This window comes from Sandaracinus amylolyticus (genome assembly GCF_000737325.1).
GTDB lineage: Bacteria > Myxococcota_A > Polyangia > Polyangiales > Sandaracinaceae > Sandaracinus > Sandaracinus amylolyticus.
The window spans coordinates 3,701,606-3,715,594 of the sequence record NZ_CP011125.1 but is presented as its reverse complement, the minus strand read 5'-3'; the positions used below and the strand labels follow the sequence as shown (position 1 = coordinate 3,715,594).

At 72.0% G+C, this 13,989-nt stretch carries 22 protein-coding genes; 10 read left to right on the top strand and 12 right to left on the bottom strand.

The features are described 5' to 3' along the window. The 12 genes from DB32_RS15720 to DB32_RS15665 form a co-directional block, all read right to left on the bottom strand. Positions 1-1,386 carry a S49 family peptidase gene (locus DB32_RS15720; RefSeq protein WP_053233281.1) on the bottom strand — a complete coding sequence of 462 codons (1,386 nt, stop codon included), beginning with the start codon at positions 1,384-1,386 and terminating at the stop codon, positions 1-3. Next, on the bottom strand, positions 1,383-2,726 hold the full coding sequence (locus DB32_RS15715) for a phage portal protein family protein (RefSeq protein ID WP_053233280.1): 1,344 nt from the start codon (positions 2,724-2,726) through the stop codon (positions 1,383-1,385). Before DB32_RS15715 ends, DB32_RS15720 begins: the two co-directional genes overlap by 4 nt. Positions 2,727-2,986: 260 nt before the next feature. Next, complete coding sequence (locus tag DB32_RS15710; protein ID WP_053233279.1) at positions 2,987-4,726, bottom strand: hypothetical protein; 1,740 nt, start codon at positions 4,724-4,726, stop codon at positions 2,987-2,989. Then, on the bottom strand, positions 4,723-5,415 hold the full coding sequence (locus DB32_RS15705; RefSeq protein ID WP_157069074.1) for a helix-turn-helix domain-containing protein: 693 nt from the start codon (positions 5,413-5,415) through the stop codon (positions 4,723-4,725). The genes DB32_RS15710 and DB32_RS15705 overlap by 4 nt, the downstream gene beginning before the upstream one ends. Before the next feature lie 70 nt (positions 5,416-5,485). Continuing rightward, complete coding sequence (locus DB32_RS15700; protein WP_053233277.1) at positions 5,486-5,686, bottom strand: hypothetical protein; 201 nt, start codon at positions 5,684-5,686, stop codon at positions 5,486-5,488. Next, complete coding sequence (locus DB32_RS15695) at positions 5,683-6,363, bottom strand: ATP-binding protein (RefSeq protein ID WP_053233276.1); 681 nt, start codon at positions 6,361-6,363, stop codon at positions 5,683-5,685. Before DB32_RS15695 ends, DB32_RS15700 begins: the two co-directional genes overlap by 4 nt. Continuing rightward, positions 6,356-7,237 (bottom strand): hypothetical protein, encoded by an 882-nt coding sequence (locus DB32_RS15690; protein WP_053233275.1) that lies wholly within the window; start codon positions 7,235-7,237, stop codon positions 6,356-6,358. The genes DB32_RS15695 and DB32_RS15690 overlap by 8 nt, the downstream gene beginning before the upstream one ends. After that, positions 7,234-7,443 carry a hypothetical protein gene (locus tag DB32_RS15685; protein WP_157069073.1) on the bottom strand — a complete coding sequence of 70 codons (210 nt, stop codon included), beginning with the start codon at positions 7,441-7,443 and terminating at the stop codon, positions 7,234-7,236. Before DB32_RS15685 ends, DB32_RS15690 begins: the two co-directional genes overlap by 4 nt. After that, entirely contained in the window at positions 7,440-8,084 is a 645-nt protein-coding gene (locus DB32_RS15680) for an MT-A70 family methyltransferase (RefSeq protein WP_053233273.1), read from the bottom strand. The genes DB32_RS15685 and DB32_RS15680 overlap by 4 nt, the downstream gene beginning before the upstream one ends. Beyond that, entirely contained in the window at positions 8,081-8,362 is a 282-nt protein-coding gene (locus DB32_RS15675; protein ID WP_053233272.1) for a hypothetical protein, read from the bottom strand. The genes DB32_RS15680 and DB32_RS15675 overlap by 4 nt, the downstream gene beginning before the upstream one ends. Positions 8,363-8,474: 112 nt before the next feature. Further along, on the bottom strand, positions 8,475-8,759 hold the full coding sequence (locus DB32_RS15670; RefSeq protein ID WP_053233271.1) for a hypothetical protein: 285 nt from the start codon (positions 8,757-8,759) through the stop codon (positions 8,475-8,477). Between the two features lie 3 nt (positions 8,760-8,762). Continuing rightward, complete coding sequence (locus DB32_RS15665; RefSeq protein WP_053233270.1) at positions 8,763-9,053, bottom strand: hypothetical protein; 291 nt, start codon at positions 9,051-9,053, stop codon at positions 8,763-8,765. A gap of 87 nt (positions 9,054-9,140) precedes the next feature. Between DB32_RS15665 and DB32_RS15660 the strand changes: the two genes are divergently transcribed. The 10 genes from DB32_RS15660 to DB32_RS15610 all read left to right on the top strand — a co-directional run bounded on the left by DB32_RS15660 (position 9,141) and on the right by DB32_RS15610 (position 13,880). Continuing rightward, positions 9,141-9,620, top strand: a complete 480-nt coding sequence (locus DB32_RS15660; protein ID WP_169791459.1) for a hypothetical protein — start codon at positions 9,141-9,143, stop codon at positions 9,618-9,620. Positions 9,621-9,818: 198 nt separating this feature from the next. Next, the gene (locus DB32_RS15655) at positions 9,819-10,202 is read left to right on the top strand and encodes a hypothetical protein (protein ID WP_053233268.1); all 384 of its coding nucleotides are present in this window, start codon (positions 9,819-9,821) and stop codon (positions 10,200-10,202) included. After that, positions 10,202-10,471, top strand: coding sequence for a hypothetical protein (locus DB32_RS15650; RefSeq protein ID WP_053233267.1), 270 nt, complete (start codon positions 10,202-10,204; stop codon positions 10,469-10,471). The genes DB32_RS15655 and DB32_RS15650 overlap by 1 nt, the downstream gene beginning before the upstream one ends. Continuing rightward, positions 10,471-10,794: a hypothetical protein gene (locus DB32_RS15645; RefSeq protein WP_157069071.1), complete on the top strand. Its 324-nt coding sequence runs from the start codon at positions 10,471-10,473 to the stop codon at positions 10,792-10,794. The genes DB32_RS15650 and DB32_RS15645 overlap by 1 nt, the downstream gene beginning before the upstream one ends. Before the next feature lie 199 nt (positions 10,795-10,993). Further along, positions 10,994-11,311: a hypothetical protein gene (locus DB32_RS15635; RefSeq protein WP_053233264.1), complete on the top strand. Its 318-nt coding sequence runs from the start codon at positions 10,994-10,996 to the stop codon at positions 11,309-11,311. Continuing rightward, positions 11,308-11,529, top strand: coding sequence for a hypothetical protein (locus DB32_RS15630; RefSeq protein ID WP_053233263.1), 222 nt, complete (start codon positions 11,308-11,310; stop codon positions 11,527-11,529). The genes DB32_RS15635 and DB32_RS15630 overlap by 4 nt, the downstream gene beginning before the upstream one ends. Continuing rightward, positions 11,529-11,984, top strand: a complete 456-nt coding sequence (locus DB32_RS15625) for a hypothetical protein (protein WP_157069070.1) — start codon at positions 11,529-11,531, stop codon at positions 11,982-11,984. Before DB32_RS15630 ends, DB32_RS15625 begins: the two co-directional genes overlap by 1 nt. After that, positions 11,984-12,250, top strand: coding sequence for a hypothetical protein (locus DB32_RS15620; RefSeq protein WP_053233261.1), 267 nt, complete (start codon positions 11,984-11,986; stop codon positions 12,248-12,250). Before DB32_RS15625 ends, DB32_RS15620 begins: the two co-directional genes overlap by 1 nt. Then, positions 12,247-13,062 carry a PD-(D/E)XK nuclease-like domain-containing protein gene (locus DB32_RS15615; protein WP_053233260.1) on the top strand — a complete coding sequence of 272 codons (816 nt, stop codon included), beginning with the start codon at positions 12,247-12,249 and terminating at the stop codon, positions 13,060-13,062. The genes DB32_RS15620 and DB32_RS15615 overlap by 4 nt, the downstream gene beginning before the upstream one ends. Next, positions 13,059-13,880 carry an ERF family protein gene (locus DB32_RS15610; protein WP_053233259.1) on the top strand — a complete coding sequence of 274 codons (822 nt, stop codon included), beginning with the start codon at positions 13,059-13,061 and terminating at the stop codon, positions 13,878-13,880. Before DB32_RS15615 ends, DB32_RS15610 begins: the two co-directional genes overlap by 4 nt. Positions 13,881-13,989 lie beyond the last annotated feature (109 nt).

Here is a 13,989-nt window from a genome sequence, read left to right as displayed (position 1 = left end):
TCACGCCCCCTTCACCGGCACCGCAGCGCCGAGCACGAGCTTGTTGCCCTTCGACACGACGCCGGGCTTCGTCTCGAGAAGCCCCATCGCCGCGTCGAGTTGCGCCTTCGCCTCGGGCGCGAGGCGCGGCGCGCCGCCGTCGCCCTGACCCTCGCCACGCGTCGGCTGCACCGTCGCGGCCGCCGCCGCGGGGTTCTTCACGGTGCCGCGCGGGAGCTTCGTCACCATCTCGCGCACCGTCGCCATCGGCGCGTTCGCGAGCGCGGCGACGAGCTCGGGCGCGAAGTCGGGGCGCGACGCGATGAGCTTCTCGCGCTCCGCGGCCTCCTCCTTCGCCGCGATCTCGGCGCGGAGCTTGTGCACCTCGGCGAGCGCCGAGAGCGCGTCGGGCGTGCTGGCCGCGGCCGGTGCGTTCGCGCCCGGAGCGCGCGCCCCCTCGTCGTCCTTCTTGGGATCGGGCGGCGGAGGCGCGGCGGCCTCCTCGTCGTCCTTGTCGTCGATCGCGGCGAGCGCCTTGCGCGCCTTCGCCTTGGCCTTCTCGTCGCCGTCGCCGTCGACGATGGCCTTCAGCGCGGCGCGAGCCTTCTCCTCTTCGTTCATGTCGTCTTCCCCGTTGGCTTCGCCGGCCGAGGCCGGACGCTGTCCGCTCGCGATCGACGCGAGCAGGTCCTCGAACGTCGAGACCTCGTCGGCGAGGCCCAGCGCGACCGCAGCGCGGCCGGTGAACTGCGCGCCCTCGAGCGCCGCGAGCGATCCCTCGTCGACGCCACGCGTCTCCATCACCCACGCGAAGAACACCTTCGCGAGCGACTCGACGGTCTCGCGCGTCGCGCGCAGCGCGGCTTCCGAGAACGGCGTCGTCGGATCGCCGTCCGCCTTCCGCGCGCCCGACGAGACCATCGTCACGCGCAGGCCCTGGTTCGCCTGCGCCTGCGTCGCATCGACGAGCGGAACGCGCACGCCGATCGACCCGACCATGCCCGCCTCGGGCACGACGATCTTCTCGGCCGCGCACGCGAGCGCGTACGCCGCCGAGCACGCCGAGCCGTCGACGTACGCGTAGACGCGCACGCCAGCGGACTGGGCCATCGCGCGGATCTCACGCGCGGTCGAGAAGCAGCCCGCGACCAGCCCGCCGGGCGAGTCGATCCGCAGCACGAGCGCACGCGGCTTCGCGGCGAGCTCCTGCGCGACGAGCGCCTTGATGTCGTCGTACGACTCGCAGAGCGGGTCGCGGTGGTGCATGAGCGGGCCGCGGATCGGCACGATCGACACTTCGTCGCGTCGCTCTGCGGTTACGGGCTCGCGCCCGAGCATCATCAGCATGCCGAACGCGCTCGGCTCGAGCGCGAGCGGCCCGTGCGGTTCGTAGCGGCGTTCGATCACGCGCCACCCCGCACGAGCTCGAGCTTCGGCTTCGACGCGTTGGCGAGCGCGGCCGCGATCTCGTCAGCGGTCGCGGCGGTGGTGCGCAGACCGAACTGCGTGCACATCGCCTCGACGTCGATCTTCTTGCCGTGCTTCGCGAGCGCCTCGTCGAGGCCTTTCATCGCGTTCGCGACGGAGACGAGCGCGGTCGCCTCCGAGTTGCGGTCCTTTGCGGGCGTCACGTCCCACTCGACGACGGGGCTGCGGTCGAGCGCGTCCTCGCCCCATCGCGCATGCACGAACGGCGGGATGCCCTGCGTGTTGATCGTGTACGCGAGCCCGTCGGACGTTTCCTTGATCAGGTCCGCGCGGATCGACTTGTGGATGTCGCTGTTCTGGAAGCCCGCGCCACCGTCGGTCGTGACCGTCTGGCCGGCGATCGCGACCGTCATTTCCTCGTCGGCGTCGTCGATCGTCTTGTCGAACGACTCGTGGCCGCGACCGTTGCTCTCGAGGAGCTTCGCGTCGTAGCCGGGACGCATCCCGAACACGGTGTTGATGCCCCAGGCCATGACCTGCTGCACCCACTCGTCGAGTTGCGAATCCGTCGCGCCGGCGGGCGCGGTCGCGACGCGCGCGGGGTTGGCGAGCTTCGCCTCCCAATTCGCCTTGTGCTCGCGCGCGTGGCTCTTCCGGATGTACGCGTTCCCGATCGCGCGCCACAGCCCGTTCTGCCACGGGGCCTCGCGCCCGCCCGGGGTGTGCAGAATCCACCGCCCGTCGCCCGGCGTGATCGGGATCAGCCCGATGATGGAGCGGAAGTACCAGCGCGCCTCGTTCCACCGGTAGACGAGGAACTCGGGATCGCGCCGCACCATGACGGGGTAGTCGCGGCCCTGGACCTCGCAGAGCTCGGCGACGCCGACACCGAGCAGCACGCCGTCGGCGGCGAGCAGCGCGAGCTCGGTCGCAGGGAACATCTCGTCGAAGACGCTGCGCGCGTGCTCGTGCCCGACCTCGAGCGCCGCGATCATCTCCGCGTCGCCACGGAACCGCTTCGGCAGACGCACAAGGCCACCGGTGCGCGTCGAGAGGACGCCAGCGAACTTGCCGTCGCTGCGCGCGTCGCGCATGAGGCGCGCTGCCTGTCCGAGCCACCCCGAGTCGGCCGCATGTACCGCAGCCTCGAGGTCGTCGAGGTACCAACGCGTCTGGCTCGCGGGCATCGGCGCGAGCTGGCCGCCGTGCACCTCGCGAGCGCGCTTCACCTCGCGCGAGTCGAGCGACGGCGTGTTCGCGGGCGGCGGCGCGTACGCCGAGACCCCGAGCAGTGCCGCGATGCGATCGCGCAGTCCCACGAGCGCGAAGATGCGGGTGCATCAACGCGCGCGCGCGCAAACTCGGGATCGGTGGACACCGAGACCAGTGGACACCTCACGAGCCCAGGAATCCGCGGGAATCCCGTAGTTCTGCTCGAGCAGGGCGCGCGCGGCGGTGGACGGCAACGTCGCGCCAGACGCCCATCTAGACACGGTCGATGGCCACACGCAGCACCGCGCAGCGATGTAGATCCCGCGCGTGCGTTGCAGGATCGCGAGCAGCGCGCGACGACCCTCTGTCATCGCTTCCAGGCCGAACGCGCGGCGTACGGGTCCATGCCCGAACGCCGCGTCGACGCGGGCTCCTGCGGCGGCGGCGGCGGCGGGATGTCGTCCTTCAACGATCGCGCTTCCCAAACCGAGAGCGCGAGCGCGTCGAATCGATCCGGCGAGCGCCCGAGCATCTTCTTGATCTCGTCCTTGTGCGTGACCTTGAGGCGGCCGCTCGCGTGGTGAACCCACGAGTGCGCGTTGAGCTCGGCGGCGAGCTTCGTGTCCTCCACGATCGCGCCGCCCTCCTTGAACCACGCGAGAAGGTTCGCCGCGAGCTCGTCGCGCATGCGATCGTAGACGTCAGGCTGACGATGCGCGCGATCGGAAGCGCGCACCGCGATCAGCTCGAAAGCGTGAGGGTTCCGCTCTGCGTACGCGCGCAGCGTCCCGAACACGCTCGACCCGATCGGCCCCTCGCGATCGATCACGACGACCGGCGTCTCGCGGCGGATGCCGTGGTCCGAGATCACCGCGAGCAGCGCGGCGAGATGCCCGTCATCGTCGAGCCCGCGCATCGGCCGCAGTTCGAGCAGCTTCGCGCCGCGGCGCGGAGCGAAGACCGTCTCGTCGCCCTCGCCAGACGGGCCGGCGACGTCGAGCCCGATCTGCAGCCGACCGGCGACGGGCTTCTGGCCTCCGCCGCCGCACTCCTCGCACGCGACGCGACCCGCTTTCCCGGTCCCCTCGCAGGCCTCGCAGACCGCGCGCCATCGCGCCTCGGCTTCGGCGATCGCGTGGACGGAGAAGATCTTTCCTTCCTCCGCGATCGCGTGCTCGCCCTTCACGTGGATCAGGAAGAGCGCCGACTCGCGGCCCCACTCGACCTCGCGCTCGCGGATGTACTCGCGCGTCGCCAGCCCGGGGATCACCTCACGCCCGGCGACGACGTTCGGCGACTCCTCGCTCGAGATCGTGATCGTGAAGTATCCCGTCGACTTCGGGTTCGTCGGGTCGAGCTTCTTCTTGTTGAACGCGTCGAAGAACTCGCCGCTATTCTTCGTCGGGTTGCCCGTGAGCAGCACCTTGCCGCCGCCCGCGCGGTTGCCCTCGATCGCGTCGTAGATCGCTTGCGGGATACCGCTGGCCTCGTCGAGACAGAAGAGCAGCCGAGAGCCCGCGATGCCCTGCACTGCCTCGGCCTCGCGCGCCGTGAAGCCGACGATCTCGCGGAAGTCGTCGCTCTTCAGACCGGTGCGCGCAAGCATCCCGATGTCGCCGCCGATCTTCGCCGAGTGCGGGCACGGCGCGGGGATCCGGAAGCCGTTCGGGTCTTCCGCCTTGCAGTCGACGCAGCGGCCCGCGCGAGCGCGCATCATCGACAGCTCGCGCCAGAGGATCTGGTCGACCTGACGCGCCGTCGTCGACGACATGATCGCGCGCGCGTCCGGCCACGAGCAGTACCACCAGAGCGCGATGCCGCCGACGGTGTGCGACTTCGAGACGCGACGGCCGCTCTTCACCGCGACGCGGTCGTAGTCGCGCACCGCGTTCAGCACGTCGACCTGACGCGACCACGGATCGACGCCGAGGATCTCGCGGAAGAAGCCGACCGGATCGCGCTGGTACTTCGGCGACGGGAACCGGATCTGGTGATCGCGCTCGAGCTGCTCGAGCAGCGCGGCGCGCAGGTCCGACGCGAGCGTGACCCGCTCGAGCGGGTCCTCGCCGCTTCGGCGCCGGACCTCGCGCGCGATGGACGTCGTCACCCGGCCTCGTCGAGCTCCCCGAGCTCGTCGGCGAGCTGCCGCATCTTCTCGGGGCTGTCGCTCAGCACGCGCGCGATGATCGAGCGCACGCGGTGCCACTGCTTCGACCGCAGCACCATCTCGCGCTCGGCGGCGGCGGCGGCCTTCTTGAGGTCGGCGCGGCGATCGAGGTTCTTCCCGATCTCCGCGGACACGCGCACCTGCTCGCTCGGCACGTTCGTCCGGGTGCGGAGCGCGTAGAGGAACTCGAGCTCAGCCTCGACGGCCGCGAGCTCGGGATCGTCCCTGTCGGCTCGCGCGTCGCGCGCATCGACGAGCGACGCCGCTCGGGACGGCACGTGCGCCTCGATCGCGATCGCCCCGGGTGCTCGCTCCCACGCGGCGGGATCGATCCCGTAGAGCTCTTGGAGCTTCCTCCGCGCGTCGGGGCTTGGACGCTTCTCGCCGCGGCGCCACTGCGACACCGCCGATCGCACCGCGCCCGTCGCCGCGGCGACGTCGGACAGAGAGCCCGGCACGGCGAGCAGCAGCCGCTGACCCTCGCTCTTCGGGGTGTTCACCGGCCCGGCCGAGGCGTCCACCGGGTGTCCACCGGTGGACACGACGGAGCCGTCGCCGGCCGGGCTGTCCACCGGCGGCTGCTGCCCCTCGTTTCCGGGCCGATTTCCCTTGGTCTTCCGCTCGGTCATCAGGTGTCCACCGCCCCCGCTCGCGCCGCTCTCCGGTTTTTTTCCTCGGCTCCCTTGGGTGTTCAGCCCCCTAGGACTGTTGGACAGGGGGGGCCTGCACAGGCTCGACGCGCACGACGAGATCGGCCTCGCCGTCCATCGGGGCGGCGAACCTCCGGCCGGTCACGCGCCACGTGCCGCCGAGCATCTCGAGCACGTCGCCTGCGACGGGCGCAGCCGGGAGGATCACGCGGACGTCGGATGCACCGACGCGTCGCAGCACGACGATCACGAGCGCTGCCTCGAGCGTGCGCGGAGGTCCTCGCCCTTCACGTCGATGAAGGCGCCGATCTCGTCGATGCGGCTCAGCGTGCGGACGTCGAGGCGGGCCCGGACCTCGTCCTCGGCGAGGTTGCCGATCACGAGGGTGCGTCGGCCCTGGCGTTCGTCGATCGTCTCGCAGAGCGCCTCGCGCGCGCCTGCCTCGGTCTTCTCGAGACCGATCTCGTCGATCACGAGGAGCGGCGCGCGGCAGAGCTCGACGAAGTACTTCCGCTCCTCACCGAACTGCGCGCTCGCGAGGCCGACGAGACGCTTGGCCTTCACGTACCGCGAGCCCTCGGTGCTCGCGATCGCGTCGGATGCGGCGACGGTCTTCCCCACGCCGGTGGTCCCGCACAGCACGACGAGCGAACGAGCGCCGCGCTTGGCGAGCCACATGCGGACCCACTTCAACGCGGCGACGTCGTCGAGCGCGCCGTGGATCACGCGGTGCCGCATCCCGTCGGTGAGCGGGACGCTGGTCTCCGAGGCCTCGTCGAGACGGCGCTCGCGTGCGGCCAGGTCCTCGACGCGCTCACGCGCCGCGGCCTGCGCCTGCTCACGACGAGCGCGAGCTGCGAGGTCGTCGTCGTGCGCGGGTGCGTTCGCGAGCACCGCGTGCCAGTCGATGCGCTCCGGTTCACCCACCGGTCACCCCCATGCGTCGCGCAGCCTCTGCGTCGTCCATCGTCCGGAACTTCTCGGGCGCGCTCGGCGGCCGCGGGCCGATCGGCGTCACCGAGCCGGGTGCGGTCGCGGCTCGCTTCTGGAGCCACTCCGCGAAGTACTCGGGCGAGCGAGTGTTGCGCTCCGCGACGTACTCGCGAGCGAGACGGATCGCGGCATCGCGCAGGGGCTCGCCGGACTTCGAGAGCGCCTGCACCCCGACGATCGCCGAGCGCCAGAACCGCACATCGCGGCTCGGATTCGCGACGTAGCGCCCGTGCGCCTCGCCGACCGCCGACGCGTAGGCGGCCTCGACGATGCCGGCCGGGGTCGGGCCGCGCTCGGGCTCGACCGGATCACCAACCACGTCGCGATCGAGATCATGGTCGGGTCGGGACGGGTCGGGACGGGTCGGGACGTGGTGACTCACCGGTTTGTCGTCGGTGACAGGCGGCTTGGTCACCGGTGACGCCCCCGGTGACTCTCCGGTGGACGCGCTCGGTTGGTCACCACGCTTGCGCGCACGCGAGTCGCGCTTGTTGCGCGCCTTCCGGTCGCGCTCTGCGAGCACGTCCTCGCGGCTCGGCTGGTGCTCGGTCCACTGGTGGAACTGGAACCCCTCGGGCACCACGACCCACAGGCCGACGCGCACGAGCTCGGCCGCGGCCGCGTCGGGGCTCTTCAGCCCGAAGCGCCGGATGCGCCCCGCGGGCACGAAGCCGTCGGTGAGCTGCTTCGCGCACCAGCACCCTGCCAGCGTCCAGAGCGCGAGCGCCACCTCGGCGTGCTTCCCCTCGAGGAGCGCGTCGACCTTCGGATGATCGGTGAAGCCGTCGTCGACCTTGAACCAGGTCACGCCGCGTCCTCCGCGCTCTCGGCGATCAGAGCGCGAGCAACCACGCCGGCTGCTCGCTGCGCGGTCTCGCCGTGCGCACGAAGGCGCGTCACGCGGCGCTCGACGTCGCGCAGGAGCTCGTCGAGGCGCTGCGAGAAGGGGCTCAGCTCCTCGGCCTCGCGCCGCCGCTCCTCGCGCGCGGCGATCACGCGCCTCGAGGCCGTCACGTGCCCTCCGCCGGCGCCTGGTTACCCCACACGGCCCAGCGCTCGCCGTCGATCGCTACGCGCGGCACGCGCGCGAAGAACTCGATGCGCGGGCCCTTCGACACGCTCTCCATGAGCTCGTAGGAGCGCGGCGGCTTGCGCGAGTGGATGCGCTTGCCGTGCTCGTCGCGCGGGTGCGGCGCGTGGAAGAGAGAGCGGACGTCGCGCCGGCCGGTCCACACCTCGGGCGACTGCCCGGAGCCGCGCACCGCGAAGATCATCCCCTCGTGGCAGCCGCGCCCGTACTGCCCGATCCCGATGCGCAGGTGCGCGTCGAGCTCGTCGGGCGAGAGCTCGTCTTCGTCGACCTCCGCGTCCGTCTTCGCCCAGATGAACGTGCGCACCGGGCGGAAGCCGAGATCGCGCACGAGCCCGAGCGCGTCCTCGATGAAGTTGTCGGTGTACCAGCACCAGAGATGCGCGTTCGCCGCGGGCGTGAAGACACCCGAGCCGCGGATCGCGCGGAGGATCGACGGCGTGTCGGCGAGCTGGTAGTGCCGATCGGCGCCGCGCTTGATCTTGCCGCCGCCGCGCTCCGCCCAGGGCGGGTCCATGAGGATGCAGCGCCACGCGGTCTCGTTCGTGCCGAACAGGTCCGTCACGTCGCACCGCCGATCGGCGCGATGCGCGCGAGGAGGTGGTCGAGGACGCCGTCCACGTCGCCGAGCGCGTGCACGTAGCGCGACACCCACTTCGCGCTCTCGGAGGCGCGCAAGAAGATCCGGCACGCGCAGCGATGCGGGAGCACGAGCATCTCAAGGCCGGCGTCACCGAGGCGTGCGGCGACGCGCTCCGCGACGTCTCGCGCGTCGAGCGGAGGGTGATCCCACCGCGCGCGCACCGACGCGCAGGCGCGCTCGATCGCGTCCTGCCCGATCACGCTGCACCTCGCACGCAGCGCATCTCGCGCGCGACGTCGACGAGCGCGCGCTCGACGCCGACAGGAGATGGCCAGAAGAGCCCCGACAGCAGACCGACCACGCAGACCTCCATCAGCGAGAGACGCGCTTCAGCGGCACGCGCGCGATCACCGCGCCGCGATGCAGGCGACCGCAGCGAGGGCAGCGCCCGTTCGCGATCGCGTGTCGGCACTGGGCCGCGCCGCAGGCGTTGCAGCGCTCGACGCCGCAGCCCGCGCAGTCCTCGCCGCGCGGGCATTCCACCTCACCGCAACCGGCGACTTCGCGCGGCGCGATCGCGCGCACATGCGTGGCGCCCAGCGGGCGCGCGCTGCGCTCGTCGATCGACGCGCCGCCGCTCTGCGACGAGGGCACCATCGATCAGGCTGCGGGCTCGACGGTGTTGACTTCCCCGCGAGGCTGGTCAGCACCGGCTGGCGTGGACGATTCGTCGCCGGAGATCCCGAGCAACTGCGCCGCGGTGACCTCGCCGTCGGTGGCGGCCTCGATGCGCTTCGCGGTGTCGGGCGTGGGGACGACCGCACCGCGTGCGATGTCGTGGATCGTCGCCCAGCGGATCGGGCGCCCGGTCTTCTCCTCGATGCGCCGCTGCAGCTCGCGTTTCGCAGCCGCACCACCGCGCTTTTCGAGCCACTCCGCGAGGGCGTTCATACGGTGCTCTAACTACGCTCGACCGTACTGCAACGCAACGATATTCGTACGGAGGACCGTAATCACAGCAGATTGCGGTGCGGCGTAATGACGATCAGCATCGCGACGATGACCACGCCGAGCGACCGTCAGTCGCAGCCCCCCTCCCCCGACGAGGGCGACGTTCCGCGGGCGCGAAAGAAATTCGCGGCCGCGCTACGTCGACGGATCGTCGAGGACTTCAATGTCCCGGAGCGAGAGGCAGCGCGTTGGCTCGCGAAGAAGATGGGCGTGCGTTGGCAGACCGCGCAGTTCTGGCTCGAGGGCCAGAGCTTCCCCCTCGGCATCAACCTGACGAAGTTGGGTGAGGCGGTGGGGATGACGTTTGCCGAGCTCGTCGGCCCGATGGCGGACGATCAGGAGCCGCAGTGGCCGTCGTGGCGCGAGTTCCTCGCGACGCCGGAAGGGCAGTCGACGACGGACCCTGAGCGCTGGGCGCTCCGCCTGTTCCCGTGGACGCAGCCCCCGACCGTCGGCGACTACCGCAGCTTGCTCGCCGTCGTCCGCCAGAACGCCGAACGAGGCTGACGCACACACGCAGCAGGTAGCCCCGCGAAGCCCCCGGTAGCCCCTCGAGGCGCCGGGGGCTTCGTCGTTCCAGATCGCCAGAAAACCCCATTCGCGTCGCCCGATTACGGTCGATCGTGGAATGGCGATGACGAATTTTGCTCGACGGCTACGGTCGACCGTACTACGGTGCTCCGTACTCAACACGGAGGACCGACGATGCTCCCGACGCCCGCCGCTCCCGCTCCCTCGCCATCGCGAGGTCGCTCGTTCCCGGTTCGCCAGAAGCAGCTGCGCGAGCAGCTCTCGCTGCCCGGACACCTGCACGCGGCGGAGAACCACCCGGACCTGCCCGAGGCGCTGCGTCCGGTGCTGCGCGCGCTGCGCGTCGTCGTTGCAGACCGCACCGCGATCGACGCGCTGCCCGTCGGCGACGTGTCGACGCACGAGGCGCTCGCGACGATCGGGTGGAGTGCGCGCGAGAAGTCGCCGACGCTCTACAAGAACATCGTGCGCGACGAGCGCGGCGAGGTGGTCGCGCACCTCTCGGCGCACGAGACGTCGGCCCTGCTCGCTGCGGCGGGCGTGATCGAGGCGGCGTGATGGCGCGCGCATCGAAGAGCCCCGCCGTGCGCGACGCGGAGAAGCGCGTCGAGCGTCGTCGCGACGAGGTCGTCGCCGCTGCTCGCACCTACCGCGCGGCGCGCGTGGTGAAGGTCGCCGACACGCGCACCGTGCTCGCGGACCTGCTGATGTCCGTCGAGGACCTCGACAAGGCCGAGCGCGAGCTCGCCGACGCGCGCGCCGCGTCGCTCGAGCCGTCCGCGACGATCGAGCCCCAGCCGCCGACGAACGTCGCCGAGGCCGAGTGATGCACCGCACCACCGACCACGGCGCGTACTTCACCGCGCGCGATCGCTCGGCCGCGCTCCCGCCCGTCGGCCCGCACGCCGAGCTCGTGCGCGACCTCGAGGCGCGGCTCGCGATCGCCTCGTGCCCCGCGAAGCGCGCGTGCATCGCGCTCCTCCTCGGGAGCGCGCGCCGCGCGGTGCGCCTGCCCGCGCCGCCGCGCGTGCCGACGCTCGCGACGTACGCCGAGATCGCGCGGGCCGAGGGCCTCGTCGATCTCGGCGCCGAGCACGACCACCGGCCGCGCACCGAGAGCGCGACCGTGCGACCGGGGGTCGCGGCGTGATCGCGCTGGCATCGCGCGCGGAGCTCCGCCGCACGAACGTCGAGCACGCGCGCGTCGAGGCGCGCCGCGCGCGCGGGTACGCCGCTGCGGCTCGCACATGCATCCGAGCCGGCGACTTCGACATCGCGGTCTCTCTTCTGGCCGCCGCGTTCCGCGCACGTCGCGCGGCGCGCGCGCATCGCGCGATCGGAGCGCTGCGATGACCTGGCTCGACCCCACGCGACCGGAGCGCCCGTCGCACGCGACGTCGATCGTCGTGCTCGGCGTCGTCTGCGTCGCGATGCACGAGACGCACTGGTCCGGCATCGTCGCGCAGCTGCTCATCTGCGCGTGGCGCGTGCCGGCCGGATGGTGCGTGTCGGTCACCGACACGCGCGACCCGTCGATGATGCCGCTCGCAACGGGCAGCGGAGACACGCTCGCCGCCGCCGAGGCGATCGCCGAGAAGAAGCTGCGCGACCGGCGCGACCGCTACGTCGACGCGCTCGACGCGCTCTCACCGCCGAGGGCCGCGTGACGCCGCCGCGCAAGTGTACGGACTGCGGCGCCGAGCTCGGCGCGGTGCAGATCGAGATCGCCATGCGTCGCGAGGTCGTGACGCGCGTCTACGAGGGGCACGCGGCGGAGGTCGAGACGCGTCTCGACGCGGCTGCTGTGGTCTGCAGCGTCATCTGCGGAGCGTCGTTCCTCGCGATGCGCTCGCGAGCGCCGCAGACGAAAGCCGAGGCGGCGTGATGCTCGCCGGCACCTGCACGGGCGGCACCGTCGATCGCGGTCCGTTCCGCGATCCCGAGCGGTGCGAGGGCTGCCCCTCGTGCGCGCCCGAGGCGTTCCGCTCTACGGGCTCGACGTGGGTCGTGCTCGTGTGCGGGCACTCGGTCTTCGGACGCGCGCTCGATCTCATGTACTGCTCGTCGTGTTCGGCGATGCGCGCGGCGCAGAGCGTCGACCCGGCGCGTCGCGCCGAGCAGCTCGAGGCGCTCGCGGCCGAGTGCTTCGCGGACGCGCAGCGCGCGCGCCGCGAGATCGACGACGAGCTCGCGTACGCCGCGGGCGGCGGATACCCGCTCGCGCCCAAGGGGTGGATCGACGGGAAGCGCGACGACGCGGCGAGGGCGATGGAGCTCGCGCGCTCGGCGCAGACGAGGGCTCTCGAGGCGCGCGACCAGGCGCGCAGGAAGGCGGCGTGATGAACGGTCCGAAGGTCGACCTCCGGCGCCAATGGGCAGCCCCCGGTTCGCCCGAGCACGCCGCCTGGGACATCGCGCAGGTGGCCGAAGCCAACGAGCGTGAGGCGCGCGAGCGCGAAGACCGCGCGCGAGCGCGGCAGCTCTTCATCGACGCCGGCAAGCCGGTCCCGGCGTGGTGCGCGGAGCTCGAACCCGCCCCGCCCGTGCTCGACGCGAGCGCGGCGATCGAGGCCGACGACGAACTTCTCGACCGAGGCCGACCGTGAGCGCGGTCGACTACGCATCGATCGACGCGGTGAACTGGTCGACGCTCGTGCACCTCGCGACCTCCGCGAAGCTGCTCGAGTGGCGCCGCGATCACCCGCGCGAGGACACGCGCGCGCTCCGCATCGGGACGCTCATCCACTGCGCCGTGCTCGAGCCCGAGCTCTGGGCGACCCGCTTCATCGTCGAGCCCGACTTCGGAGACGGCCGCACGAAGGCAGCGAAGGAAGCCCGGGCCGCGTGGCGCGCGTCGATCGATGCCGACGCGGTGATCATCGACGCCGACGAGCACGCGCTCGTGTCGCGCTGCGCCGAGGCTGCGCTCGCGCATCCGGCCGTTCGCGATCTGCTCCGCGGAGGGCACGGCGAAGAGGTGCTCACGTGGCACGACGAGGCGACCGGCATCGCGTGCAAAGGGCGACTCGACTACGTCGCGCCCGCGTACGTCGTCGATCTGAAGAGCACGCGCGCCGAGACCCTCGATCAGCTCGCGCGCGAAGTCGCGGCGCGCCTCTACCACGGGCAGCTCGCGTTCTACCTCGACGGCGCCGTCGCTGCGCGCCGACTGCACCCGCTCTCGTCGCAGGTCTTCGTCGTCGCGATCCAGACGGTCGAGCCGTTCGACGTGATCCCCGCGCGCATCCAGGTCGCCGACCTCGAGCGCGGCCGCGCGCTCTACCGCTCGCTCCTGCGCCGCTACGCGGAGTGCCGTGCGGCCGACTGGTGGCCCGGGCTCGCGCCCGGCGTCGTCGACCTGCCCCTTCCTGCATGGACCCCCTCGGGCGAGCCCGAGCAGACCGGAGACGACTGGTGAGCGACACCCACGGAACGACGATCATGACCGCGCCGACGAGCGCGCCCGCCCGCGCGCACCCGCTCGTCGCTGCGGCGATGGCACACGGCACCGCGCTGGGCGACGTGACGACGCTACGCGAGCTCCTCGCGATGCAGCGCGAGTGGGAGGCGGGCGAGGCCCGCAAGGCGTACACGCGCGCGCTCACCGCGCTGAAGCGCGACTTGCCGACCGTGATCGAGAAGGACTCGGTCGTCGACTTCACGAACAACGCGGGCAAGCGCACGCACTACACGCACGCCTCGCTCGCTGGCGTGATGGACGCGATCACCGGTCCGCTCACGCAGCACGGGTTCTCGCTCGCGTGGGTTCCGACGACCGGCGAGAAGAACGTCGTGCGCGTGACGTGCCGCCTGACGCACGCCGAGGGGCACGCCGAAGAGTGCTCCCTCGAGGCGCCGTCGGACACCAGCGGGAGCAAGAGCCCCGCGCAGGCCGTCGCGTCGACCATCACGCTGCTGCAGCGCTACACGGCGCTCTCGCTCCTCGGCATCGCGACGAAGGACATGCAGGAGGAGACGGGCGAGCGCGCGAGCGCGAAGGGCGGCGACGAGGTCGACGTCGATCGCAACCTGAAGGCCGCGAAGTGGCTCGTGGTCGACTGCGGCATCGCGCGCGAGGACTACGAGCGCCACGTCGGTCGGCCGGTGAAGGAGTGGACCGCGCGCGACCTCGAGAGGCTGCGCCCGTGGGCCGGTGAGGTCGTGCGTCGCCGCGCGTCCGCTCCCGACTCGAGCGCCGGCGAGGTGCCCGCGCACGAAGAGCCGCCGGCCGGCTGAGGACTTCGCCCGCGCCGACGGTGAGAGGCGGCGGGTCAAGGCGCACGCCGAGCGATGGTGCTCGGCCTCTGCGCGCGGCGATCGATCGGCGGAGCCCCCGCTCCGACCA